24 protein-coding genes and 1 tRNA gene are annotated in these 21,526 nt (G+C 56.2%); 8 read left to right on the top strand and 17 right to left on the bottom strand.

The genetic code is table 11. The features are described 5' to 3' along the window. Window positions 1-113: 113 nt before the first annotated feature. Both WFK59_RS00375 and WFK59_RS00370 read left to right on the top strand, forming a co-directional pair. Window positions 114-284 (top strand): hypothetical protein, encoded by a 171-nt coding sequence (locus tag WFK59_RS00375; protein WP_089562355.1) that lies wholly within the window; start codon window positions 114-116, stop codon window positions 282-284. 98 nt (window positions 285-382) lie between these two features. Continuing rightward, entirely contained in the window at window positions 383-613 is a 231-nt protein-coding gene (locus WFK59_RS00370; protein ID WP_233985171.1) for a hypothetical protein, read from the top strand. Window positions 614-728: 115 nt separating this feature from the next. Here WFK59_RS00370 and yniD read toward each other — a convergent pair whose 3' ends face one another. The 6 genes from yniD to WFK59_RS00340 form a co-directional block, all read right to left on the bottom strand. Then, window positions 729-836 (bottom strand): small membrane protein YniD, encoded by a 108-nt coding sequence (yniD, locus tag WFK59_RS00365; RefSeq protein ID WP_233985172.1) that lies wholly within the window; start codon window positions 834-836, stop codon window positions 729-731. A gap of 122 nt (window positions 837-958) precedes the next feature. Then, window positions 959-1,387, bottom strand: coding sequence for an OsmC family protein (locus tag WFK59_RS00360; protein ID WP_233985173.1), 429 nt, complete (start codon window positions 1,385-1,387; stop codon window positions 959-961). A gap of 57 nt (window positions 1,388-1,444) precedes the next feature. Beyond that, entirely contained in the window at window positions 1,445-2,632 is a 1,188-nt protein-coding gene (gene lldD / locus WFK59_RS00355) for an FMN-dependent L-lactate dehydrogenase LldD (RefSeq protein ID WP_293001143.1), read from the bottom strand. Further along, entirely contained in the window at window positions 2,632-3,405 is a 774-nt protein-coding gene (gene lldR / locus WFK59_RS00350; protein WP_336754771.1) for a transcriptional regulator LldR, read from the bottom strand. Before lldR ends, lldD begins: the two co-directional genes overlap by 1 nt. Next, window positions 3,402-5,057, bottom strand: coding sequence for an L-lactate permease (gene lldP / locus WFK59_RS00345; protein ID WP_336754770.1), 1,656 nt, complete (start codon window positions 5,055-5,057; stop codon window positions 3,402-3,404). The genes lldR and lldP overlap by 4 nt, the downstream gene beginning before the upstream one ends. A gap of 216 nt (window positions 5,058-5,273) precedes the next feature. Then, window positions 5,274-6,443 (bottom strand): cyanate transporter, encoded by a 1,170-nt coding sequence (locus WFK59_RS00340; RefSeq protein WP_336754769.1) that lies wholly within the window; start codon window positions 6,441-6,443, stop codon window positions 5,274-5,276. 87 nt (window positions 6,444-6,530) lie between these two features. Here WFK59_RS00340 and WFK59_RS00335 point away from each other — a divergent pair, with 87 nt between their 5' ends. The 3 genes from WFK59_RS00335 (at window position 6,531) to dbpA (ending at window position 10,933) form a co-directional block, all read left to right on the top strand. Next, a complete protein-coding gene (locus WFK59_RS00335; RefSeq protein WP_233985178.1) occupies window positions 6,531-7,391 on the top strand; it encodes a LysR family transcriptional regulator in 861 nt (286 codons plus the stop codon). Window positions 7,392-7,481: 90 nt separating this feature from the next. After that, on the top strand, window positions 7,482-8,864 hold the full coding sequence (locus tag WFK59_RS00330; RefSeq protein ID WP_336754768.1) for an amidohydrolase: 1,383 nt from the start codon (window positions 7,482-7,484) through the stop codon (window positions 8,862-8,864). Between the two features lie 686 nt (window positions 8,865-9,550). After that, window positions 9,551-10,933, top strand: a complete 1,383-nt coding sequence (dbpA, locus tag WFK59_RS00325; protein ID WP_233985180.1) for an ATP-dependent RNA helicase DbpA — start codon at window positions 9,551-9,553, stop codon at window positions 10,931-10,933. 34 nt (window positions 10,934-10,967) lie between these two features. Here the strand turns inward: dbpA and WFK59_RS00320 are convergent, their stop codons facing one another. Further along, window positions 10,968-11,360 (bottom strand): YgiW/YdeI family stress tolerance OB fold protein, encoded by a 393-nt coding sequence (locus tag WFK59_RS00320; RefSeq protein ID WP_233985181.1) that lies wholly within the window; start codon window positions 11,358-11,360, stop codon window positions 10,968-10,970. Window positions 11,361-11,527: 167 nt separating this feature from the next. On the opposite strand from WFK59_RS00320, the gene WFK59_RS00315 reads away from it, so the two are divergent. The 3 genes from WFK59_RS00315 (at window position 11,528) to WFK59_RS00305 (ending at window position 14,600) form a co-directional block, all read left to right on the top strand. Then, the gene (locus WFK59_RS00315) at window positions 11,528-12,490 is read left to right on the top strand and encodes a chemotaxis protein (protein WP_336754767.1); all 963 of its coding nucleotides are present in this window, start codon (window positions 11,528-11,530) and stop codon (window positions 12,488-12,490) included. Between the two features lie 89 nt (window positions 12,491-12,579). Continuing rightward, window positions 12,580-12,711: a hypothetical protein gene (locus tag WFK59_RS00310; RefSeq protein WP_336754766.1), complete on the top strand. Its 132-nt coding sequence runs from the start codon at window positions 12,580-12,582 to the stop codon at window positions 12,709-12,711. 308 nt (window positions 12,712-13,019) lie between these two features. Further along, on the top strand, window positions 13,020-14,600 hold the full coding sequence (locus WFK59_RS00305) for a methyl-accepting chemotaxis protein (RefSeq protein WP_336754765.1): 1,581 nt from the start codon (window positions 13,020-13,022) through the stop codon (window positions 14,598-14,600). Window positions 14,601-14,947: 347 nt separating this feature from the next. On the opposite strand, the gene ymcF is transcribed toward WFK59_RS00305, so the two are convergent. The 10 genes from ymcF to WFK59_RS00255 all read right to left on the bottom strand — a co-directional run bounded on the left by ymcF (window position 14,948) and on the right by WFK59_RS00255 (window position 21,200). Then, the gene (ymcF, locus tag WFK59_RS00300) at window positions 14,948-15,118 is read right to left on the bottom strand and encodes a cold shock small protein YmcF (protein WP_143807302.1); all 171 of its coding nucleotides are present in this window, start codon (window positions 15,116-15,118) and stop codon (window positions 14,948-14,950) included. A gap of 3 nt (window positions 15,119-15,121) precedes the next feature. Then, window positions 15,122-15,334, bottom strand: coding sequence for a transcription antiterminator/RNA stability regulator CspE (cspE, locus tag WFK59_RS00295; protein WP_009091867.1), 213 nt, complete (start codon window positions 15,332-15,334; stop codon window positions 15,122-15,124). A 273-nt stretch (window positions 15,335-15,607) separates the two neighbouring features. Continuing rightward, complete coding sequence (locus WFK59_RS00290) at window positions 15,608-16,030, bottom strand: Ivy family c-type lysozyme inhibitor (RefSeq protein WP_336754764.1); 423 nt, start codon at window positions 16,028-16,030, stop codon at window positions 15,608-15,610. A 232-nt stretch (window positions 16,031-16,262) separates the two neighbouring features. Continuing rightward, a tRNA-Thr gene (locus WFK59_RS00285) sits at window positions 16,263-16,338 on the bottom strand. Window positions 16,339-16,509: 171 nt separating this feature from the next. Then, entirely contained in the window at window positions 16,510-18,255 is a 1,746-nt protein-coding gene (locus WFK59_RS00280) for a glycosyl hydrolase family 28-related protein (RefSeq protein WP_336754763.1), read from the bottom strand. A gap of 204 nt (window positions 18,256-18,459) precedes the next feature. Further along, entirely contained in the window at window positions 18,460-18,753 is a 294-nt protein-coding gene (locus tag WFK59_RS00275; RefSeq protein ID WP_233985186.1) for a hypothetical protein, read from the bottom strand. Continuing rightward, complete coding sequence (locus WFK59_RS00270; protein WP_233985187.1) at window positions 18,750-19,097, bottom strand: DUF7940 domain-containing protein; 348 nt, start codon at window positions 19,095-19,097, stop codon at window positions 18,750-18,752. Before WFK59_RS00270 ends, WFK59_RS00275 begins: the two co-directional genes overlap by 4 nt. Then, entirely contained in the window at window positions 19,094-19,561 is a 468-nt protein-coding gene (locus tag WFK59_RS00265; protein WP_233985188.1) for a glycoside hydrolase family protein, read from the bottom strand. The genes WFK59_RS00270 and WFK59_RS00265 overlap by 4 nt, the downstream gene beginning before the upstream one ends. Before the next feature lie 205 nt (window positions 19,562-19,766). After that, window positions 19,767-20,045, bottom strand: coding sequence for a transcriptional antitermination N peptide (locus WFK59_RS00260; RefSeq protein ID WP_031374992.1), 279 nt, complete (start codon window positions 20,043-20,045; stop codon window positions 19,767-19,769). 423 nt (window positions 20,046-20,468) lie between these two features. Beyond that, complete coding sequence (locus tag WFK59_RS00255; RefSeq protein WP_233985189.1) at window positions 20,469-21,200, bottom strand: S24 family peptidase; 732 nt, start codon at window positions 21,198-21,200, stop codon at window positions 20,469-20,471. Between the last annotated feature and the right edge of the window lie 326 nt (window positions 21,201-21,526).

The raw sequence follows: 21,526 nt of genomic DNA, 5'->3' as shown, positions 1-21,526 counted from the left end.
GGCGATAGCTCGGGCGGGTAATGCCGCCCCGACGCGTTTGACTATACTGGATCAAAAAAAGGGATAAAAAGCACTGCCGTCCGGACCACCAGACCGTGCAAAGGAGTCGATCTATGTTGATAGGATTTGTGTTATTAGTGAGCGCGTGCGGCTACGATGCCTGTGAGGCATTGCCGGTTTCTGAGCACATTTTTCCGACCAAAAGCGCCTGTGAAACCATGGCAAACCGTATTCATAAAGTCAGGCCCAACGTGGTCCTGCTGTGTGGTGAAGTGCATCGTTAAATCAGGGCCAGCAGCAATAAACCCGGCTGTAACGTTGCAAGCTGACGCAGTAGCGTACAAAATATGAGCTGTTGTTGACCAATACCGTTGTGAATCCCATGAAAACATCACGTCCCCGTCGTCCAAACGGACGCTGGGTTTATTACATTTTGTATGATGGCATTCTGTGGCCCTGCCCCGTTCGCTGGGAATGGGAAAGCGGCTACGGCGGCTGGCTGCCATTTTACTATACGCCTACCTTTGAGTTCGTGGTCGGCGACCCACGCAAGGCGTATCGCATTGCGCGCAGCGACGTGCGTGCCCGGCGGCGTGAAGATGTCTGTGTCTGAAGGACATTACTGCCACGGCAGCCATGAAGCCGTCAGTAAGAAGTGAATCGCTTCCAGTACCAGTATCACCATTAATAAAATGCCCAGCGTATGGCGACCAATTCTGTTCATCCGGTCAGGCCCAAATCATTGCAGCCCAGCGTATCAGCAGCAGTGCGCCACAAATGCAAAACAGAACCAGCACCATTTTCCAGTGCTTTTTGGCCGCCCGATACCTCGTCACATCGAATCCCTCCCCGCCAGAATGCGAAGATGCGCCACAAGGCGCATCTGTTCCGGTCAACTGCAGGACCGGTACTGCGTAGCATAACGCCCAGGCCGCGAAAAGGCGACCTGTCGTCGGCCTCAGTTATTCAGGGTGTAATCCAGCGTGATTTCCGCATTCAGCACCTGAGAAACCGGGCAGCCCGCTTTCGCTTTATTGATGATCTCATCAAAGGTGGACGCATCAATGCCAGGCAGAGAGATGGTGCTGGTCAGCGCCACTTTCGTAATGGCAAAGCCATCGCCTTTCTTATCCAGCGAGACGTCTGCCGTGGTGTCGATGCTTTCTGGCGGATGGCCCGCCTGACCCAGCATCAGCGACAACGCCATGGAGAAACAGGCCGCATGCGCCGCACCAATCAGCTCTTCCGGGTTGGTGCCCTTCTCGCCTTCAAAGCGGGTGTTGAAACCGTAAGGCTGCTGGCTCAGCACGCCGCTCTCGGTGCTGACGGTGCCTTTGCCCTTGATATCGCCTTCCCAGTGCGCCGAACCTTTCTTATGAATGGTCATGTTATTCCTCCTGTTGGTAAAGAAGCTAAGTATAGACAACGCCTCCGTTTTCGCCGGTTAACTTACCGCGCGCGGCCGTGACGGGTTGCTCTGCGGACTCAGCACCGCCTCGGCCTGTACCAGCGAATCGCGGGTGATCTCGCTGATAGACTTCGCCCCGGTCAGAGTCATCGCAACCCGCATCTCTTTCTCGATCAGGGTCAGCAGGTTTTCTACGCCTCGCTGACCGTGGGTCGCCAGCGCATAGATAAAGGCCCGTCCCAGCAACACGCTGTCAGCGCCAAGTGCAATCATCCGCACCACATCCAGCCCGTTGCGAATGCCGCTGTCGGCCAGAATGGTGATGTCGCCTTTCACCGCATCGGCAATCGCTGGCAGCGCGCGCGCCGACGACAGCACGCCATCCAGCTGGCGTCCGCCATGATTGGAAACCACGATGCCGTCAGCACCAAAACGCACCGCGTCCCGTGCATCCTCCGGATCGAGAATCCCTTTGATCACCATCGGGCCGTCCCAGAATTCACGTATCCACTCCAGATCTTTCCAGCTGATAGAGGGATCGAAGTTGTTCGCCAGCCAGCCGATGTAATCTTCCAGGCCGGTCGGTTTACCCAGATAGGTCGAGATATTGCCCAGATCGTGTGGCCGTCCCTGCAACCCGACATCCAGCGCCCATTGCGGATGGGTGACCGCCTGCCAGTAGCGGCGTAGCGCCGCATGATTGCCGCTCATGCCGGAGTGCGCATCGCGGTAGCGCGCCCCAGGCGTCGGCATATCCACGGTAAACACCAGCGTGGAGCAGCCCGCCGCTTTGGCGCGCTCCAGCGCATTGCGCATAAAACCGCGGTCGCGTAGCACGTAGAGCTGGAACCACATCGGGCGATTGATCTGCGGCGCGACCTCTTCTATCGGACAGACTGACACCGTCGACAGCGTAAACGGAATGCCTTTCAGCGCCGCCGCGCGCGCCGCCTGCACTTCGCCACGGCGGGCATACATGCCGCACAAACCAACCGGTGCCAGCGCCACCGGCATCGACAGCGTCTCATTGAATAATGTCGTTTCCAGGCTCAGCTCAGACATGTTCTTCAGAATGCGCTGGCGCAGCGCCACATCAGAGAGATCCTCGACGTTGCGGCGCAGCGTGTGCTCGGCATAGGCCCCGCCATCGAGATAGTGGAACAGGAAAGGTGGCAGGATGCGTTGCGCGGCGGCGCGATAGTCACTGGCAGCAGAGATAATCATCAATCAGATTCCTTACGGTTACGTGATTCAGTGTCCGGTAAGCGGGTGATACGCGCCTGACGCGCCTCATCCTCATGCAGATTTTTCATCGTGGTGTGAACAAAGCCGAGATGCTGCATCGCGGCCTGGCGTGCGCCTTCGGCATCCCCGGCCAGAATGGCGTCCAGCAGCGCCCGGTGCTGTTCGGTCAGCCGGGCGAAAATCGCGGGCTGGGTGTACATCCGCTGACGGCTCTGCATCACCGAGGATTGCAGCAGTTCGAAAAAACCGCGCATGGTTTGCAGCAGCACCAGATTGTGAGATGCCTCGGCAATTGCCAGGTGAAAGCGCACGTCAGCCTGTGCGGCAAGGTCAGGATCGTCACTCTCTTTCAGCTTCAGCGTGGCGTCAAAGGCGTACTGCAGCCGCTCGCGATCCGCCTCCGTGGCGCGCAGCGCAGCGTGCCAGGCGGTGCTGGCTTCAATCGCATGTCGCGCCTCCAGAATGTCGTAGCGGTAGTCCGGATCGTCGCGCAGTAACTGTCGAATCGGTTCAACGATGCGCTGTTCCGACCAGGGGCCCAGCTGCTGCCGGACCCAGGTGCCGCCGCCGCGACGGCTGATCAGCATACCGCCGCTGATCAGTTGCTGTAACGCTTCACGCAGCGACGAGCGCGATACGCCGAGTTCAGCCGCAAGTGTTCGCTCGGCAGGCAGGCGCATACCCGGCGCAAGTTGGTGTTCGGTGATATACGCCCTAAGGCGCGTCACCAGCGGATCGGAAACGGTGTTCATGGGATCATCCAGGGGAAGACGTATGCCTGCAGCGTGGTAATCACGCCGACCATACAGGTGAAAATCAGGCTGTGTTTAACGGTAAAGCGGAACAGGTCAGACTCTTTGCCAACCAGGCCGACCGCCGCACAGGCGATGGCGATCGACTGCGGCGAGATCATCTTGCCGGTAACGCCGCCGGTGGTGTTGGCCGCCACCAGCAGCACGTCCGACACGCCAATCTGTTGCGCGGTGGTAGCCTGCAGCGCGGCAAACAGGGCATTTGAGGAGGTGTCCGAGCCGGTCAGGAACACCCCGAGCCAGCCGAGGAACGGCGAGAAAAAGGTGAAGGCGTGACCGGTGTGCGCCAGCGCTAACGCCAGCGTCGCTGACAGGCCGGAATAGTTAGAGATAAAGGCGAAGGCCAGCACCATGCCAATCGAGTAGATCGGCAGCGCCAGCTCTTTCAGCGTTTCACCAAAGGTCTGCAGCGCCGCCCTGGGCTTCATCTTCAGGTAAACGACGGCGACGATCGCCGCAATCAAAATCGCGGTGCCGGTGGCGGAGAAGAGATCGAACTTAAAGATGGCCGGATAAGGCGTGGCGCTGCCGACCACCGGCGGCATACGCGCCACCCCTTCGTTCAGCAACGGCACCGGCAGGTTAAGCACCCACTCCGCCAGCGCGCCGCCTTTAGCGAACAGCGCTTTAAACGGCGGGATGCTCCACAGCGTTACGGTGGCGGTGAGAAACAGGAACGGCATCCAGGCGCGCACCACCTGTCCCAGACGATATTTTTGCTGGGGTACGGAGGGATCGACCGGCGCGGCATCGCCATTCTCAAAGCGGAAAATGCGCACCGGCTTCCAGACGCGCAGAAACAGCGTCAGCGAAATCAGCGAGGCGAGTGACGAGATGATATCCGGCAGTTCCGGGCCGAGAAAGTTGGAGCTGAGGAACTGGGCGATGGCAAATGACCCGCCCGCCACCAGCACCGCCGGCCAGGTCTCTTTGACGCCGCGCCAGCCATCCATGATCGCCATAATCCAGAACAGCACAATAAGGGTCAGCAAGGGTAACTGTCGTCCGGCCATCTGCCCGATAGCGAAACTGTCGAGCCCGGTCACCTGCCCGGCGACAATAATCGGAATGCCCATTGCGCCAAAGGCGACCGGCGCAGTATTAACAATCAGGCAGAGTCCGGCAGCATACAGCGGGTTAAAACCCAGACCGACCAGCAGCGCGGCGGTGATCGCCACCGGCGCGCCAAAGCCAGCCGCTCCCTCAAGAAATGCGCCAAACGAGAAGCCGACGATCAGCATCTGCAGTCGCTGATCGGGGGTGATCGACAGAATCGAGGCGCGGATAATGTCGAACTGACCGGTTTTGACTGAAATTTTATAGACGAAAACGGCCGCGACAATGATCCAGGCGATGGGCCACAGGCCATAGAGAAAGCCGTAAACCACCGACGCTACTGCCTGCGCCACCGGCATCTGATAAAGAAACAGCGCCACCAGCAGCGCCAGCACCACGGTGACGCTGGCGGCCAGATACCCTTTCATCCTGAGCTTAATCAGCGCAAAGAAGAAAAACAGAATCGGGATCAGCGCCACCAGGCTTGAAAGCCAGATATTGCCTAACGGATCGTAATTTTGTTGCCACACCTGCATGCCGCTATCTCCAGAAGAAGAGGAAACGTGGTGCGCGTCCAGCCGTGTGCCGCGCACCATCAACCCGGCCGATGAGTGGTCTGACCAAAAATCGAATTATCGGGCTTTATGGCAACAGATAGTTAATTCTTTGTTAATCAGAGGCAACAAAAGCGGCGTAAATTTTCCCGATGTGTGAACTACAGAAAAATTTTGCCGCAATTGGTAGGACCAGATTCAGCCCTGCTGCTGCGGAAATGCCCGCGGATAGCTGCTTGGATGAAACCGCAGGTTCAGCACGATCAACACCAGAGTCACCGTGGTCTGTAACAGCCAGACGCTGGTGAAATGATGAGTCAGCGCGTGAAGCTGTCCGGCGATAAACGGCATACTTCCAGCAATGATAAAACCGATACCCTGCATAAACGCCACCAGCCGCGCGCCCGCCTGCGGCTGCGCCAGATGATCCAGCGCCAGCACCAGGGCTAGCGGAAACGCGCCGCCGAGCCCGACACCGGCGATGCCCGCCCAGAGCCACGGCGCCGCCTGGGGTGCCAGCAGGAAACCGAGCATCCCGCACAGCTGCAGCGCCAGCGTCAGCAACAGCAGCGGCCGGCGATCGCTGCCGCGTGCCAGCAGCGGCAGCAGCAGTGCGCCCGCCACCTGACAACCGATCATCATGCCCAGCAGCGAGCCACCCGCCTGCGCGCTCCAGCCCAGCTGGTGATAGAAATCGGGCAGCCAGGCGACACAGATCGCATAGCCGCCGTTCACCAGCCCGAAGCTCAGCGCCAGCGTCCAGGCGCGGGTTTTACGCCATAACGCAGGCTGCGCCACCGCCGCCGCTTTTACCGGTGCAGCGGTCGGAATAAACAGCCACAGCAGCAGTGCCAGCACCACCGGCAGCGTCCAGCTGCTCAGCGCGCCCTGCCAGCCGAAATGCGCATTCAGCCACGGCGTCAGCGCCGCGCCGATCCCGCCACCGCCCATCAGCGCGCCAGCCCACAGGCCGGTCACCGGCGCGCTGCGACGGCTGAAGCGCTGACGGATCAGACCCGGCATCGCCATCTGCACCACGCCAATCCCCGCTCCGCCCGGTATCGTGCTGAGCACCAGCCAGCGACCGTCGCTGATAAACAGCCGGCTCACCAGCGCCAGCAGCAGCAGAAACAATCCGCCCAGCAAAAGGTTACGCACCGAAAAGCGCTGCATCAGCCGGGCGCTGGTCAGCGCAATCGCGCCCATCGTCATCATCGGCAGCGCGGGCAGCAGCGATGCCGCCAGCGGCGACAGGCCAATACTCTGTCGCAGCTGCTCCAGCAGCGGGCTGACCGAGGTCATCAGCGGGCGCATGTTCAGCCCGGCCAGCACCAGCGCCGCCAGCAGCAGCTTATTTTCTCTGTTCATCTGAAATCCGCAGAATTAAAAGTTGCCAGCCTGACACTCATCGCTACTATCTGGAAATGAAATATTACTCTGTCAGGTAGTGGGAAAATGAATCGTCAGCCGATGTTTACGCCGCAGCAACTGCTGAGCTTTGTGGCTGTGTGTGAAACGGCCAGCTTTACCCGCGCCGCTGAGCGGGTGCATCTGTCGCAATCCACCGTCAGTCAACAGGTGCGACGGCTGGAAGAGATGGTGGGTAAAGATTTGCTGGTGCGCTCGTCACATCAGGTTCAGATCACCGAAGAGGGTGAAAAATTGCTGGGCTATGCCCGCCGGATTATCGCCCTGAACGCTGAAGCGCACGACGTGCTGAGCGATCAGTGGCGCGAGGGCGTGCTGCGTCTCGGCGTGCCGGAAGATTTCGCCGCGCCGACCGCGGGCCTGCTGGCGAATTTCAGTCGTGCCCATCCTCAGCTGCGGCTGGATGTGATGAGCGGAATGCAGGTGGAGCTGCGGCGGGCCTGGCAGCGTGAAGAGCTGGATATCATGCTGATCAAACAGACCTATGGCGAGCGGCCGCTGGCGTCGCGTCCGGAACCGCTGCTGTGGCTCGACAGCGCCGCGTCACCCTGCTTTGAGCAGACGCCGGTGCCGCTGGTGCTGTTTCCGCAGCAGGGATTGTACCGCGATGAGGTCTGCCAGACGCTCGACGCGCTGGGCCGTAGCTGGCGTATCAGCTACAGCAGTGCCAGTCTGGTGGCGCTTGCTGCCGCCAGCGCCGGGGGGCTCGGTCTGACGCTGCTGCCTGCCAGCTGTCGCCTGCCGCAGCATCGGGTATTGGGCAGCGAACAGGGACTGCCGGTGATTGATAGTTTCGAGCTGGCGCTGTTCTGCCGTCAGCCGCAGGATCCGTTGCAGCGTGAACTGGCTGAGGCGCTGGTAACATTTGGTCAGTTGCGCTGGCAGTGACATTTCGAATAGCCAGCAGTGGAAAATAGCGCAGCAAGCCGGGCTGCCGTTTGTCAGATTAGGGTCTTGTTCATTTTGCAGGAGCCTCTGATGCCCACTTCCCCTTCTCCGAGCCGTCGTGACTTCCTCGGCCAGAGCGTACGCTGGACCGCAGCCGGTGGTTTACTGGCCGCAGGCCTGAGCCAGGCCAGCGTGGCGACCCGCGTCGTATCCCCTGTTGCCGACCGCGCCGCTGCCCTGCCGCAACAGGATCACTACCTGCTGCGTAATGTGCGGCTGGAAGAAGGATTTGAGCGCGAGGGCGATGAGATTATTGCCACCCGGACTGCGCTGTATGACATCAGCGTGCGGAACGGAAAAATCGATCGGCTGCAACCCGCAGGCCAGGGCGACGGCACGTTACCGGCGTGGGATGCAGAGGGCGCGCTGCTGCTGCCTTCGACCCAGGATATGCATATCCATCTTGATAAGACCTTTTATGGCGGCCCGTGGCAGGCACCGCGTCCGCGTCAGGGCAAAACCATCATGGATATGATCGCCCGGGAACAGGTGCTGATCCCGCAGTTGCTGCCACATTCTCAGGCACGTGCCGAGGCCCTGATTGCGCTGCTACACGCCAAAGGCACCACCCGCGCCCGCAGCCACTGCAATATCGATCCGGTCAGTGGTCTGCAAAGCCTCGATCATCTGCAGGCCGCGCTGGCGAATCACCCCAATTTTCCCTGCGAAATCGTGGCGTTTCCGCAGCATGGATTGCTGCATTCTCAGGTCGATGGCCTGATGCGCGAAGCGATGCAGCGCGGCGTTCAGTATGTCGGCGGCCTCGATCCCACTAATGTGGATGGCGCAATGGAAAAGTCACTGGATGCGATGTTCCTGATAGCACTCGACTATCAGCGCGGCGTCGATATTCACCTGCATGAAACGTCCGCGGCCGGCGTGGCCGCGATTCAGTACATGATCGATACCGTGGCCCGCAACCCGGCGCTGAAGGGCAAAGTAACGCTGAGCCACGGTTTTGCGCTGGCCACGCTGGAGGGCAGCGCGCTGGACAGGATGATAGAGGGGCTGGCTGAGCAGCAGTTCAGCGTCGCCTCGACTTTGCCGATCGGTAAACTCACCATGCCGATTCCGCAGTTACAGGCGGCTGGCATTCACGTCATGACCGGGACCGACAGCGTGATCGATCACTGGTCGCCGTTTGGCACCGGCAGCATGCTGGAGAAAGCGAATCTGTACGCGCAGCTTTATCGGGGATCGGATGAGTTTTCGCTGTCACGGGCGCTGTCCATTGCCACCGCTAATCAACTGCCATTGTCAGCGACCGGCGAGCGTCAGTGGCCGAAATCGGGTGATGAAGCCAGCATGATGCTGGTTGCAGCGAGCTGTTCTGCTGAAGCGGTGGCCCGCATTTCACCGGTAGTGGCGACCTTTTCGCGCGGCAAGCCGGTCTTTGCGCTGGCCTCTGCCTGAAACAACAGAGCCTCCGAATCGGAGGCTCTGCATTTACCTGAATGGACCAAACCGTCAGGCGGTTTTAGCCCATTTATCATTCGACATTAATTCCATTGCCAGCGCATATAAGCGACGATCTTCCTGATCACAGGGCTCATCTTCCGCATAACAGCCGATCATTGAAGCGATCTTATCGGCTGATAAGCTCTCTCCATGAACGTGCAGTGTCAGTACGGCGCGGCCTACTATTTTAAGCACATTCTCATGTGGTCCCTGGATGCTATTACTCAATGAAAATACCCTCTACCGGTCGTTGTACCAGGAATATGGCGCGCTAAATATAAAGCAATTAGCGCCAGATTTTTATCGGCATTAAGGGTGATATTTTTTAATGATTAATTCTTTTACTGGAGTCACTATTAAGGAGTTATCTGATTAACAATGAAATAAAGTTTTAAAAACGGTGAGTTATAAACTAATAACTGGCCTTGATGGATAACCGTAACGGCAGGTCGTTCTTTCACCAGCGATAAAGGATTAAAAAAAACCACCAATTTCAGCCCCACTTCGGCTAATTTTTAGTCGTTCCGCCATAAATTGTTTCATACTGCTAACCTCAAGGTTCCCGTTGCCGTCAGCCCGGCTTTCTGCCAGACTTGCGCGCGCAATACTGCCCTTCACTATTAGCCTCAGAGGCCGCGCCCGTGACCGCTTTTTCTACCCTCAATACCCTTCCCGACAGCCAGCTCGATAACCTGCGCGAGATGGGCTATACCAGCATGACGCCGGTTCAGGCCGCCACGCTGCCCGCCATTTTGCAGGGTCGTGACGTGCGCGCGCAGGCAAAAACCGGCAGCGGAAAAACCGCCGCCTTTGGTATTGGCTTACTGCACCATATCGACAGCGCCCGGTTTCAGACCCAGGCGCTGATTCTCTGCCCGACCCGTGAACTGGCGGATCAGGTCGGCAACGTGCTGCGTCAGCTGGCACGCTTCACCCGTAACATTAAAGTTCTGACCCTGTGTGGCGGCCAGCCGATGAGCGCCCAGCGTGATTCGCTGGTGCATCCGCCGCATATTGTGGTCGGTACGCCGGGTCGTATTCTGGACCACATCAAGCGTGAAAACCTGAAGCTGGAACAGCTGCGTACGCTGGTGCTGGATGAAGCTGACCGGATGCTGGAGATGGGTTTCCGCGACGACATGGAAACCATTATTGAGGCGACGCCAGCGTCACGCCAGACGCTGCTGTTTTCCGCCACCTGGCCCGAGGGCATTGCCGCCATCAGCAGCCGCTTCCAGCGCGATGCGCTGAGCGTGGTGACGGAAGAAGTCAGCGAACTGCCGTCGATTGAACAGCAGTTCATTGAGGCCAGCCACGGCGAAAAATTAGCGCTGCTGATCGCCCTGCTGAGCGAGCGCCAGCCCGCCTCATGCGTCGTCTTCTGTAACACCCGTCGTGAATGCGATGAGATTGCTGCAGCGCTGAACGCGCGTGATATCAGCGCCCTGCCGCTGCATGGCGATCTTGAGCAGCGCGATCGTGAGCGGGTGCTGATCCGCTTCGCCAACGGCAGCGGCCGGGTACTGGTCGCTACCGACGTGGCCGCCCGTGGTCTCGACATCAAATCGCTGGCGATGGTGGTGAACTATCAGCTGGCCTGGGACCCGGAAGTGCATCTGCACCGCATTGGCCGTACCGCCCGCGCCGGCGAGCACGGCGTCGCGGTCAGCCTGGTTGCGGCCGATGAGATGGCACGCGCCCATGCGCTGGAAGATTTCCTGCAGCAGAAACTGCCGTGGATCGCCGCCAGCACCCTGAAAAAGGGCAACAGCAAACCCTTGCCTGCCGCGATGATGACCCTGTGCATTGATGGTGGCCGCAAAGCCAAGATCCGTCCGGGGGATATCCTCGGCGCACTGACCGGTGAAGCGGGCTATCGCGCTGAGCAGATCGGTAAGATTGTGCTGACGCCGACTCACGCCTACGTCGCGATTGATGCCGCGCAGGCGAAAGGCGCACTGGTGAAGCTGAAGCAGGGGAAAATCAAAGGCAAAACCTGCCGGGCGATTCTGCTGAAGGATTAATATTCAGGGCGAGGCTGACGCCTCGCCCGGTTTATTATGGCTCGTCAATCTGCGTGACGTGCAGCGTGGTTTTGTCCCCTTTACCCTGCACCTTGCCGCTGACGCGTACTTTGTCCTCAGCGCTGTAGGTTTTACCATCAAAGGTTTTCTTCGGCGCAATGATCGGTAATGTGCCGGTATTATCGCGGAACTGATAGGTATCACCCTGCTGTTTCTTTACGATATAACCTTCCAGCGTCACGTATCCGCCCTGACGGAAATCGCGAATCTGGTTGATATGAGTCTGCCCGGTATCTTCCGATCCCTTATAGCCTGCATCCTCTTTGTGCTGCGGCGGCGGTGCTTCACCCGCTTTGTATCCCCCCTCTTCGGCATACACGCCAGCACTCATTACCACCAACAGCGACGCTAAAATTACTTTTTTCATTTCACACTCCTGTATTGGAAAGGTGTCCATGTCGAACCTTCACCGATAAGCCTGGCACAATAATTGGCGTCCGTTTTATTTCACCCTTCTGTTCTCACCTTTTTCCTTTTGCTGCCGATAACCTGTTCACACCCTATTTCACCAGCTGCGTTAATGCAGAGGCAACGATGGATAATTTTCAAAAAGAGATTGATGAGAGAGCAAACCTCGCGTTATCGAACAAATTTGAACTGCTGCTGTTTCGCTTAGGCTCCGACCAGTTGAAAGGCAAGTCAGAACTGTTTGGCATTAACGTCTTCAAGCTGCGTGAAATTGTGCCGATGCCCGCCATCACCAAAGCCGCCGGGATGCGTTCACCGCTGCTGGGTATGGCCAGCATTCGCGGTCAGTTCATTCCGGTTATCGATCTGCCGGCGGTTGCCGGCTGCGTGCCGGAGACCGGCCTGAATCTGCTGCTGGTCACCGAGTATGCGCGTAACACGCAGGCCTTCGCGGTGGAGTCGGTGGAAAACATCGTGCGCCTCGACTGGAGCCAGGTACATACCGCAGAAGCCGGTATCGGTGGTCGCAACATCACCAGCATTGCCTGTCTCGACAGTGACAAACAGAGTAACGATCTGGCGATGGTGCTGGATGTTGAACAGATTCTGTATGACATCATTCCTTCTGTTCGCGGTGTGGAACCGGAAGCAACCAAAGCGCGTGAATTTAACTATCGCCCTGGCGCCGTCGCCATTGTGGCGGAAGATTCCAAAGTGGCGCGTCAGCTGCTGGAACAGGGCCTGAAGAGCATGGGCATCCCGTCGCTGATGTTCAATACCGGCCTGGAAGCATGGGAAAAGCTCAAGCTGATGAGTCAGGAAGCGCAGGCAGCGGGCGAGTCGATTCACGACAAAATTGCCTTTGTGCTGACCGACCTGGAAATGCCAGAGATGGATGGCTTCACCCTGACCCGCAACATTAAGCGTGACGAAGTACTGAAGCGTCTGCCGGTGGTGATCCACTCTTCACTATCAGGCAGCGCCAATGAAGACCACGTGCGCAAAGTGGGTGCCGACGGATATGTCGCTAAATTCGAATTAAACGAACTCTCTGATGTGATTTTTAACGTTCTCGAAGCAGCCCGCTAAGCAAAAGGCAGATTGAGGCGTTTCAGCATCGGTCTGCCGCTCTGGTCTGTTTCGTACTGCGTCTTTACTCTTTAGCCAGGAATTTACCCATGCACAGCGAAACCTTACCTGTTACCTCCCGTCAAAACGTGCTGCGTGGCCGTTTACGTCAGCTTGCCTGGATCAGCGCAGTGACCCTTAGCATTCTGTTCTGGGTCGGCCTCTATTTTTTAGTTTTCTAATCTTTCATCTCCCTGACGGTTCAGGCTGCCAGTGTCATGGCTGTCAGCCCAGCCGATCCCATCCGGCTTTCCTCTTTTATCGGGACGGTTTTGTTAAACACGATTAATCCAGGCGATTAATGGTGCGCTTTTCCCTGCCTGTTACTTCAAAAAAATTAAAGGTAAAGCTTAACGCTCCGATAACAGTGTGCGCGGGATCACCTTTTTTTCGGCGCCACGACGCCGGGCACAGCAGTGGAATCGCGCACAGCAGCAAGGAATCTGATTGCTGATAACAGAGTGATAAATAATAAAACGGGGAAAAGAACATGGTCAGTATCAGGAATATGAAGGTGGGTATGCGGCTCGGCGCAGCCTTCGGTATTGTTGTGACGTTACTGATAGTTATTGGTGTGACATCCATAACCAAAATTAACAGCATTAACACCGCCATTGCCTCGATCGTTGACGATCGGTACGTAAAAGTGCGACTGGCATTTGATGTGCGCGATGGTGTCAACGATCAGATCAAATACCTGCGCGGCATCGTGATCGACACCAACCGTCCGGAAATGAACGTGAAACGTTATGGTCAGCTGGATGAAGCCACTCAGCGGACTAACGCCGCGATGAAAAAGATCGCTGATATTCAGGTTACCGCGGTCGGTAAGAAAAAAATTGCCGGTTTGCTGGCTTCTGCTGAAGCGTTTGAAAAGGTTAAAGCGGAGTTGATCACGCTGGTGAAAAGCGGCAATTTCGATGCGGCCAGCGCTTATGTGCTGAAATCGATGACCGCGACCCAGAACAAATTCCTTGATGATGCTGTCGCTTTTGCCAATTCTCAGGATTCTCAGCTGCGCGGTGAAGGTCAGAGCATTGTGGCGAATGGTGAGTCGGCTATCACCATCACGCTGATTTTCTCTGCGCTGGCGATTCTGGCCTCCATCATGCTGGGTATTTTCCTGACGCGTTCGATCGTGCGCCCGCTGGTGGCCGCGGTGGATGTGGCCGAACGCGTTGCTGCTGGCGATCTGAGCTCAAAAATTCAGGTGACGTCACGCGACGAAACCGGCGTGCTGATGCAGGCGCTGCAACGGATGAACGATAACCTGCTCTCCATCGTGACCGAAGTGCGTACCGGTTCCGATACCATTGCGGTGGCATCAAACCAGATCTCCAGCGGCAACCTGGATCTCTCGACCCGCACCGAGCAGCAGGCCAGTTCGCTGGAAGAGACCGCATCTGCGATGGAGCAGATGACTTCAACCGTGAAGCACAACGCCGATAACGCCCGTGAAGCTAATCAGCTGGTGGCGAGTACCTCCAGCGTCGCGCGCGAAGGTGGCGTGGTGATGGAGCAGGTGATCGAGAAGATGGAGGCCATTGCCCTGTCGTCGAAGAAAATTGTCGATATTATCAGCGTAATCGATTCCATCGCCTTCCAGACCAACATTCTGTCACTCAACGCTGCCGTCGAAGCAGCGCGTGCCGGTGAACAGGGACGGGGTTTTGCGGTAGTTGCCTCTGAAGTGCGCAATCTGGCGCAGCGTTCGGCCTCTGCCGCCAAAGAGATCAAAGTGCTGATTGAAGATTCAGTGGCGAAAGTGGATGAAGGCAGCAAACTGGTGACTCACGCTGGCTCAACTATCGGCGAAGTGGTCAACAGCGTACAGAGCGTGGCAAACATCATGAGTGAAATCACCATCGCCAGCAGCGAGCAGAGCAGCGGCATCAGTGAGATCAACATGGCGATTACCCAGATGGAAGCGGTGACGCAGCAAAATGCCGCGCTGGTGCAGGAAGCGTCCGCGGCCTCACAGGCGTTGCAGGATCAGGCTGAGCGGATGGCGCAGGCGATGAGCGTGTTTAAAGTTGGACAGCTCTCGCTGAATGCTGCGCACACAGCGTGATAGTCGGTTTCTGATCACTATCCAGCGGCCTGCTTCGGCGGGCCGTGACGATGTTATCCCGCCGCGTTGTGGCCGGATGAGTGCCTGAACTGGCGTTAATATCGGTGGCATTGAGAAACGATGACGTCAGGGCTTTCGCCAGCAACCCGCGGAGCCATGAGTAAGAAACGGAATAGCGGGAACATCAGAGGAAGAAGAAGCAGAAGCAGAAGCAGAAGCAGAAGCAGAAGCAGAAGCAGAAGCAGAAGCAGAAGCAGAAGCAGAATGACAGAAACAAAAAAGGCTGCCAGTGGCAGCCTTTCATTACAGTCAATGCAACAACGCTATAAAGCTCAGTTAGCCTTAAATCAGAAAGCGCGAGGCTGGTTCTGAAGTGCAATCCTCGCCGCGTTCACCTGAACAACGACAGATTTGCAGAAAATGCATTTCGCTCCATGCGGATTGGCTCTTGTAACATCAAAGTGTGATGTACGAAACTGTGAGCCATTACAGTGAGGACATTTAAATGTAATTTTCAGTCCTTAGAGACCAACAACGTTCGCAGCAGCTGGGCCTTTGGCGCCATTTTCTACTGTAAACTCAACTTGTTGACCTTCATCTAATGAACGGAAATCAGTGCCCTGGATTGCAGAGAAATGTACGAATACATCTTTGCTGCCGTCCTGAGGAGAGATGAAACCGAAGCCTTTCTCTGCGTTAAACCACTTAACGGTACCGCGAATTTTGTTAGACATGCTTAAATCCTTAATATATCGAGCCTTCCGGCATAATGGCCTGAGAACAGATTTTAATCAGAACGTAAGAGAAGACTCAAAAAGAAGGGATGTCTCGCGACAAACTTAGAGATGAGAACTGCTTTGGATACTTACTTTGATAGTGTCTGTTAATCAAACCGACGATTCATTAGGCCACACTTCGCCGGGTGACGCAAGCAGCAATTCAAATTAATCGTCAGTAACCCTTAATTGAATCGCCGCCAGCGTGGTCGCAACGGGCCCGCAGGCGCCTCAGTGTGAAGCGCCACCATTCAATCGGTTAAACAGAATGCTGCGCATCTCTGCAGAATCGGTCGGATTAAAGTTCATCCAGCTGAGCGTCTGGCGGTCGCTTTTCATATCGTACTCAGAGAAGAGACCATGAATCGCCCCGTTATCAGGTGAATAAAGGATGGCGATAGATTGCACCGGGCAGTGATGAGGCTTACAACCGGAAAGAACCTGATACTTCACGCCTTTAATCACGACCTCATCGGCCGGAAAGCTGGTCCCGCCATTTCTGACCCATGCGGGCAACCTGTAGCGCTCAACCAGCCTGTTATAAGCCGCCCCACTCTCTTTAGCCTGTATAAAATCAAACAGGTAAGGCTTGTCAGCTGCATTCGCAAGAAATGTCCCCATCGTCAGGGCAGCAGCCAGCAGAATTTTTTTCATCTCCGTTTCCTCGTTCAGGATGCTTCAGACGTCGGGCGAAGGTCGTCCGGTACATCACTGCATCACTCCATTAGCGCCACGGGCTGAGAGCCAGCTCGGCCGGTCAGGCTGAATATATCATCTGGCTGCAATTTTTATGGCCTCCTTAATAGAAGCAGGAGAACGGCTGTTGACGATCGATTGTAGGGGATAAAAGTGAAGATACGGCTGGAAGGTAACTGACTGATATAACTGGTGCCGGTAAGAGGAGTCGAACCTCCGACCTTCGCATTACGAATGCGCTGCTCTACCAACTGAGCTATAACGGCAAACGGGTGGGATTAGCGGGGAAATACCTTAGAAAAAAAGCGGAAATGCGTCAAGAGAGCGGCCATTCAACTGCGGATTTTCGCACCACCTCATGCCAGAATGAGACCGCGGTGGGCGAGTTTCAGACAAAAAAGGGCGAGGCCGCCGCCTCGCCCAAAAAGTGCCGATCATCAATCGTAGTAAGGAACCTTACGGTCAACGCCGTTGATATTGATCAGCACAAACCCGGTTGGTGCCGTTTTGTTCGCCGGGGTTCCCGCCGCCGTGGCGAGCGTCACCACCCCTTTTTCATTGGCACCAATACCCGCCAGTCCGTTATGCATACCAAAGCGTGCCGCCGGTTTCAGCGTCCCGACTTTAGTGATATCGGTGACCATCGACATATCGGACTGGAACAGCGAACAGGAACCGGTATCGAAGCGGGTCGGCCCGGTGGTTTTGAGGTTGAACATGGTTTCGCCACTGTTGGCCCGCAGCTTAACCCAGACCACCGCATAGGTGGTGCCGACCCGGTTGTAACGGATATCCATCACCGACGGCTGGCCCATGTGATAGGCATCCGCCCACACCGTCTCCAGTCGCTGCAGATTAATCAGCGTTCTGCCGGTTCCCGGCAGGTTTACCGGCGATCCCGCCGTGCCGGAGGGCGTCGTGGTATCCGCTTTCCCGATCAGTTCCATAACCCACGCCTGATTAGGTGCCGGGAAATAGAGCTGCCCCAGCCGATACCAGTTATCAGTATCGGTATTGTTCACCACCTTATATCCGCTGAAATAGCCGACACGCAGCGAACCGGTTAAATAGCTGCCGTGGTTTTCATCACGACGATAACCATATTCAAAGGTCGACAGCCATTTACCGGCGGCCAGGTCATTACTGATTTTCGCCCCGGCCTGCAGATTGATCTGACGCATGATGACGCGGGCATTGTTGAGATTGAGCGGCGTACCGCAATCTTCAATGTTCAGCGTATCGATGGTCCAGCCGCCATCCGACAGATCGCCTGGATTACGGGTATGCTCAATCCAGACGTTACGCAGGATGCCCTGGGTCATACGCGGCATATAGAGCGTGGCGTCGCCATAACCCGACTGGAAGTTGGCATTGCTTAACTCAATAGCGGTGGAGTGATCCCAGACGCCATTCGGCGAGTTAGACCAGCCAACATCAAACACCCGTGAGAAGGTGCTGGTGGTGTAGATCTGGTCGAACTTGCTGTCGAGCGTATCCTGCAGTTTAAATACCGTGCCGCCAGTGCTTTGCGCCCGGAAGCAGCTGATATTGACGGTTTGCCCTTCGATACAGGTATTTTCGAAGAATGGCTGATTGTTGCTGCACTGCTCGGGTAAAATGGTGACTTTGGCAGTGGTATCGGCGCTGGCCTGCCCGTTCCAGACGATCCCTTTGATCGCGGTACGGCGGGCCTTTACTTTAAACACGGTATTGGCGCTTTTATCGGAAACAATGGTGGTGCGCGGCAGCGAGCCCAGCTCCAGATCGTCGCCTAACAGGCCAAAGAACGGGATTTCCGTGTCGCTGAGATCGATGGGTGAAATCAGGAAGCGGCCACCGGGAAAACGTACCGGCAATGCTTTGACGTAGGTGTTGTAGGTCTGGGTCCACGCCAGCATCCGCTTAAACGCGTCGGTATCATCGGTGACGCCATCCCCTTTCGCGCCAAAGTGCAGAATATTCACTTCAGTGGGATCGTTAATGGTGCGTTTCCAGTAAAAACCGTTGCCAATCGCCACCGTACCGCCATCATCCTTCAGGACGGTGGTGCTGAGAAAGCCGACAAAATCCGCGCCGCCACGAAAACTGGAATCTTTATCGTAATAGCGTTTCAGAATCGCAACTTCACCTGATTTTGACGGGACTGTGGTGCGCAGTTCAGCAAAAGAGTTAACTTCGATCATAGAATCCTCCTCAGGATTACTTAGATAAAACACTGATTATCAGCAGGTTACTTAGCAGTGGCCGGATGGCCGCAGAGGGTGTCCCACATGTCGTTGTGGGTGTTGATAGCGCGCACGGTGCGAACGTCCATCTTTTGTGCGTCATCGCCGTAGGTATAAAGAGGGGAAAACAGCACGCAGGCTGAATCGGTTATCGCTACCGGCTCAGGGTTTGTGGTATTTCGACTGCTGCAGCTTGTCGCGAGCAGCAGCGTCATCAAGGTTGTGATTGTCAGTCGCCACACGGTTGGCCTCCTCACGGTTACGTTGTTGTTGCTGCGCGACCGCTTCGACGCGGGACGCCTGTTGTTGCGCGTTATCGACGTCAGAACGGGCTTTTTGCTGCACTTTGCCGATTTTCTTTCCGCCAAAATAACTGGCGCCCAGTGCCGCAATCACCGCAGCCAGCGCCGCGATCCAGTGCCAGCCGCCGCCGAGTAAAGTGGTTAACAGGGTCATGATTTGGTTACCTCCGCCTGCTGCTTCTCATTCAGCAGGTTTTTCTGACGAACAAACTGGGCAATGACCCCCATCGCCACCATGAAGGCGCCGACCAGTCCGAGGTAGTTGTGCGGCAGTATCGATTTGACGTCTTCCGGCAGCACGTTCCAGGCATCCACCGCCGCTGAGGGAAAGGATTGCGCCCAGGCGCTGAGCATTGATCCCAGCGACGCAAGCCAGACTGACCAGGTTTTGAATAACAGACGGGCATGGGAGACAAACTGCAGCGTGGTAAAGCGCTGAAGCAGCAGGAGAATAATGATCGCCGTCAGCACGGCGATGAGAAACATGAGCCATCTCATAGCAGCCCCCGATAAACGGCATAGGTGCCGCTGCGCATGACTTCGGCATGACGTCTGGCCCGGCCCGGCGTCTGACGCGCCCACAGGCTGTTCATCATGGCGTCAGCCGCCTCGTTGAAATTTTCACTGGTGATGGCGCTGAGCATGTTTCTGAACTGCAAGACGCCATCGACGCCCAGCTGATAAGCCATGCTCAGCAGCACATCGGTGCGGGCGTCATTACATTTCGCCAGCGCATTGCGCAGCAGCTCGCGGCTCTGCATCTCCTGCACCTTGCCTTCCACGATGCACTGCTTCCAGACATCTCCGACGCGTCGCGGCACCCGAAACGCATAGTTACTCAGCGAAGCCCCTTTCGGGCCGATGCGGATGCCGCCCGCGACGGTCGGGAAGCCCAGCGTGTCGAGATAAGGCACGTCGGCATACCCCTCTTCAAAGTTCAGCATTGCAATGATCTGGCTCATAACGATTCCTCAATGACGGGTCAGAGCGACTCAGCCCTGTGAAAAAAATACATAACGCCCGCTGATCAATGCCCACCACCACGCCCGCCGCAGAGAGGGATAACCCTGCAGCAAAACTGAACAGTAATTAACCGGATTGCGGCCAGTTAAAAATGGAGGTGACAGACGGAGAACGGAGGGTAAAACGGGGGATTTCTGACGCTATTCAGCGCACTGCGTAGAGATGCACATGCGGCAGACAGCAGTTGTCGAAACTGGGCGTTTCCTGATTTTTAGCGCGTGGCGCGGTGATAGCGCGATCCACGCGCGGAGTGACCTGACGCTGGCAGATTTGTTCCGCTCGCCGCAGGGTGGGTGTTTCCGGTGGGAAGTTCAGGGCCTGGTCAATGCTCTGTTTCAGGCTGCTGAGAGGTTGGCGCCGCCGATGGCGACGAGTACGTGCGTTGCCCATAAAAACGCTTTTGCCATAGTGAATTATCGCCATAACTCCTCCTGTGAATGAGTCTTTGGCGATGGGGTGGCAGGCGCGAGCTTTCGGCGAACCGAACGGGCCCGAATGTCGCGATTCACGCTCACACACTCACCGCCCGGCTGCGTGAGCAGCCAGGTGGAAAGTAGGCGAAGGGGAATAAACGGCATCTGACGACGCTGCATTTTGCGCATCCACCCCATCCCAAAGTTCACTGACTTTTGGGTGGTTTGATTCGCGCTTGTGCAGCGCCTCAATTGTTTAAGAGCGGCTCATCCCTGAAAGAACTGCTTCGTTCATCCATGTTCAAATTATTAACAGGTTCTTATGCTTTATCAAACACTGTTGGTTAATTTTTTATTTACCGCTGGTTAAATTTTTGAATTTATGTCGATTATTTTTTTGCAGGCAATCGGATCCGGACCGCTGACAACGGGCTTAGCCGAGGATCTGATAGTCTCGCGCCTGGCTCATGATGACTTTGGCGAGTACCTTGAGGCTGGCCACGTCATCGTGGTTGAGATACCAGGTTTCGTAGCGCTTATTGTCTGATATAACAGCTATTTTCTTATGCTGAAGCTGCAGGCGTTTCAGGTAGAGCTGCTCGTCCAGCGTGAAAATGTAGATGCCGTCACCGTCAAACATCCGCACGCTGATGTCGACAAACAGCTGATCGCGTGGCGCGAAGGTGTCCGCCATCGAATCGCTGTTGATGGCAATTAAGCGGATATTTTCTGCCGGGCGGCCATTGAACAGCACCCGCGCCTCATCCTGACCATATTCGATCGCGTGGATGGTTTCGACAAACTCATCGCGCGCAGGCACGCCTGCCGCGCTTTTCTGGCCGATATCGAGGCTATCAACGCGAAACACGTTTTTATGGCTGGTCAGCGCACTGAACGTCACCGGTTCAGCCGGATGATCCATACCGTACTGCAACCACTCGACCCGGACGCCCAGCAGCTGGCTGAGGGCCAGCAGGTTACCTCCATCGGGCACTGACTGGGCGTTAAACCACTTCCACACCCCCGGCGTTGAAATCTTACAGCCTTGCTGTTGCAGGGCCTTAGCAACCTGTTTGTTTCGTCCATGTCCGACAATGCCGGCACTCTCACAGGCCGCGATCAGCCTGGCGGTGAAAGCTTGTCTTGTACTTTCTTTTTTAACCATTAGTTAATAATCAGCCATAGAGGAGGTACTGGATGTTATTTTCATTATTGCTACCAGTTCATTTTATATTACCGTCCGTTTACTACCTAACCGCTTTATCAAGCATTTCTAATTATCATTATCCTCTGCCGTTTGCGCCTGAACAAAAAATATTGCCTCAGGCCGCGTATAGCACCGGCTTTCAGGAATCTTCCGTAAGGAATTGCGTGAAATTCAGTCAGCTTTTTCCGCTGAAGCGACCCGACAGCGGCAGAAAATTATCTTACAGGCGAGAAACTCTAACTTTGAATGGACCGGAATTGACCGATAAAAAAAACGGGAGTCTG

It is taken from the genome of Pantoea sp. USHLN298 (assembly GCF_037149395.1).
Lineage (GTDB): Bacteria > Pseudomonadota > Gammaproteobacteria > Enterobacterales > Enterobacteriaceae > Pantoea > Pantoea astica.
The sequence above is the reverse complement of the archived record's forward strand: the minus strand, read 5'-3'. Positions and strand labels throughout refer to the sequence as shown.

Excerpts from the sequence above, each read along its gene's own strand:
- WFK59_RS00375 (WP_089562355.1), top strand. The coding sequence starts at position 114 with ATGTTGATAGGATTTGTGTTATTAGTGAGCGCGTGCGGCTACGATGCC.
- WFK59_RS00370 (WP_233985171.1), top strand. The coding sequence starts at position 383 with ATGAAAACATCACGTCCCCGTCGTCCAAACGGACGCTGGGTTTATTAC.
- WFK59_RS00360 (WP_233985173.1), bottom strand. The coding sequence starts at position 1,387 with ATGACCATTCATAAGAAAGGTTCGGCGCACTGGGAAGGCGATATCAAG.
- lldD (WP_293001143.1), bottom strand. The coding sequence starts at position 2,632 with ATGATTATCTCTGCTGCCAGTGACTATCGCGCCGCCGCGCAACGCATC.
- lldR (WP_336754771.1), bottom strand. The coding sequence starts at position 3,405 with ATGAACACCGTTTCCGATCCGCTGGTGACGCGCCTTAGGGCGTATATC.
- lldP (WP_336754770.1), bottom strand. The coding sequence starts at position 5,057 with ATGCAGGTGTGGCAACAAAATTACGATCCGTTAGGCAATATCTGGCTT.
- WFK59_RS00340 (WP_336754769.1), bottom strand. The coding sequence starts at position 6,443 with ATGAACAGAGAAAATAAGCTGCTGCTGGCGGCGCTGGTGCTGGCCGGG.
- WFK59_RS00335 (WP_233985178.1), top strand. The coding sequence starts at position 6,531 with ATGAATCGTCAGCCGATGTTTACGCCGCAGCAACTGCTGAGCTTTGTG.
- WFK59_RS00330 (WP_336754768.1), top strand. The coding sequence starts at position 7,482 with ATGCCCACTTCCCCTTCTCCGAGCCGTCGTGACTTCCTCGGCCAGAGC.
- WFK59_RS00320 (WP_233985181.1), bottom strand. The coding sequence starts at position 11,360 with ATGAAAAAAGTAATTTTAGCGTCGCTGTTGGTGGTAATGAGTGCTGGC.
- WFK59_RS00315 (WP_336754767.1), top strand. The coding sequence starts at position 11,528 with ATGGATAATTTTCAAAAAGAGATTGATGAGAGAGCAAACCTCGCGTTA.
- WFK59_RS00310 (WP_336754766.1), top strand. The coding sequence starts at position 12,580 with ATGCACAGCGAAACCTTACCTGTTACCTCCCGTCAAAACGTGCTGCGT.
- WFK59_RS00305 (WP_336754765.1), top strand. The coding sequence starts at position 13,020 with ATGGTCAGTATCAGGAATATGAAGGTGGGTATGCGGCTCGGCGCAGCC.
- cspE (WP_009091867.1), bottom strand. The coding sequence starts at position 15,334 with ATGTCTAACAAAATTCGCGGTACCGTTAAGTGGTTTAACGCAGAGAAA.
- WFK59_RS00290 (WP_336754764.1), bottom strand. The coding sequence starts at position 16,030 with ATGAAAAAAATTCTGCTGGCTGCTGCCCTGACGATGGGGACATTTCTT.
- WFK59_RS00280 (WP_336754763.1), bottom strand. The coding sequence starts at position 18,255 with ATGATCGAAGTTAACTCTTTTGCTGAACTGCGCACCACAGTCCCGTCA.
- WFK59_RS00275 (WP_233985186.1), bottom strand. The coding sequence starts at position 18,753 with ATGACCCTGTTAACCACTTTACTCGGCGGCGGCTGGCACTGGATCGCG.
- WFK59_RS00270 (WP_233985187.1), bottom strand. The coding sequence starts at position 19,097 with ATGAGATGGCTCATGTTTCTCATCGCCGTGCTGACGGCGATCATTATT.
- WFK59_RS00265 (WP_233985188.1), bottom strand. The coding sequence starts at position 19,561 with ATGAGCCAGATCATTGCAATGCTGAACTTTGAAGAGGGGTATGCCGAC.
- WFK59_RS00260 (WP_031374992.1), bottom strand. The coding sequence starts at position 20,045 with ATGGCGATAATTCACTATGGCAAAAGCGTTTTTATGGGCAACGCACGT.
- WFK59_RS00255 (WP_233985189.1), bottom strand. The coding sequence starts at position 21,200 with ATGGTTAAAAAAGAAAGTACAAGACAAGCTTTCACCGCCAGGCTGATC.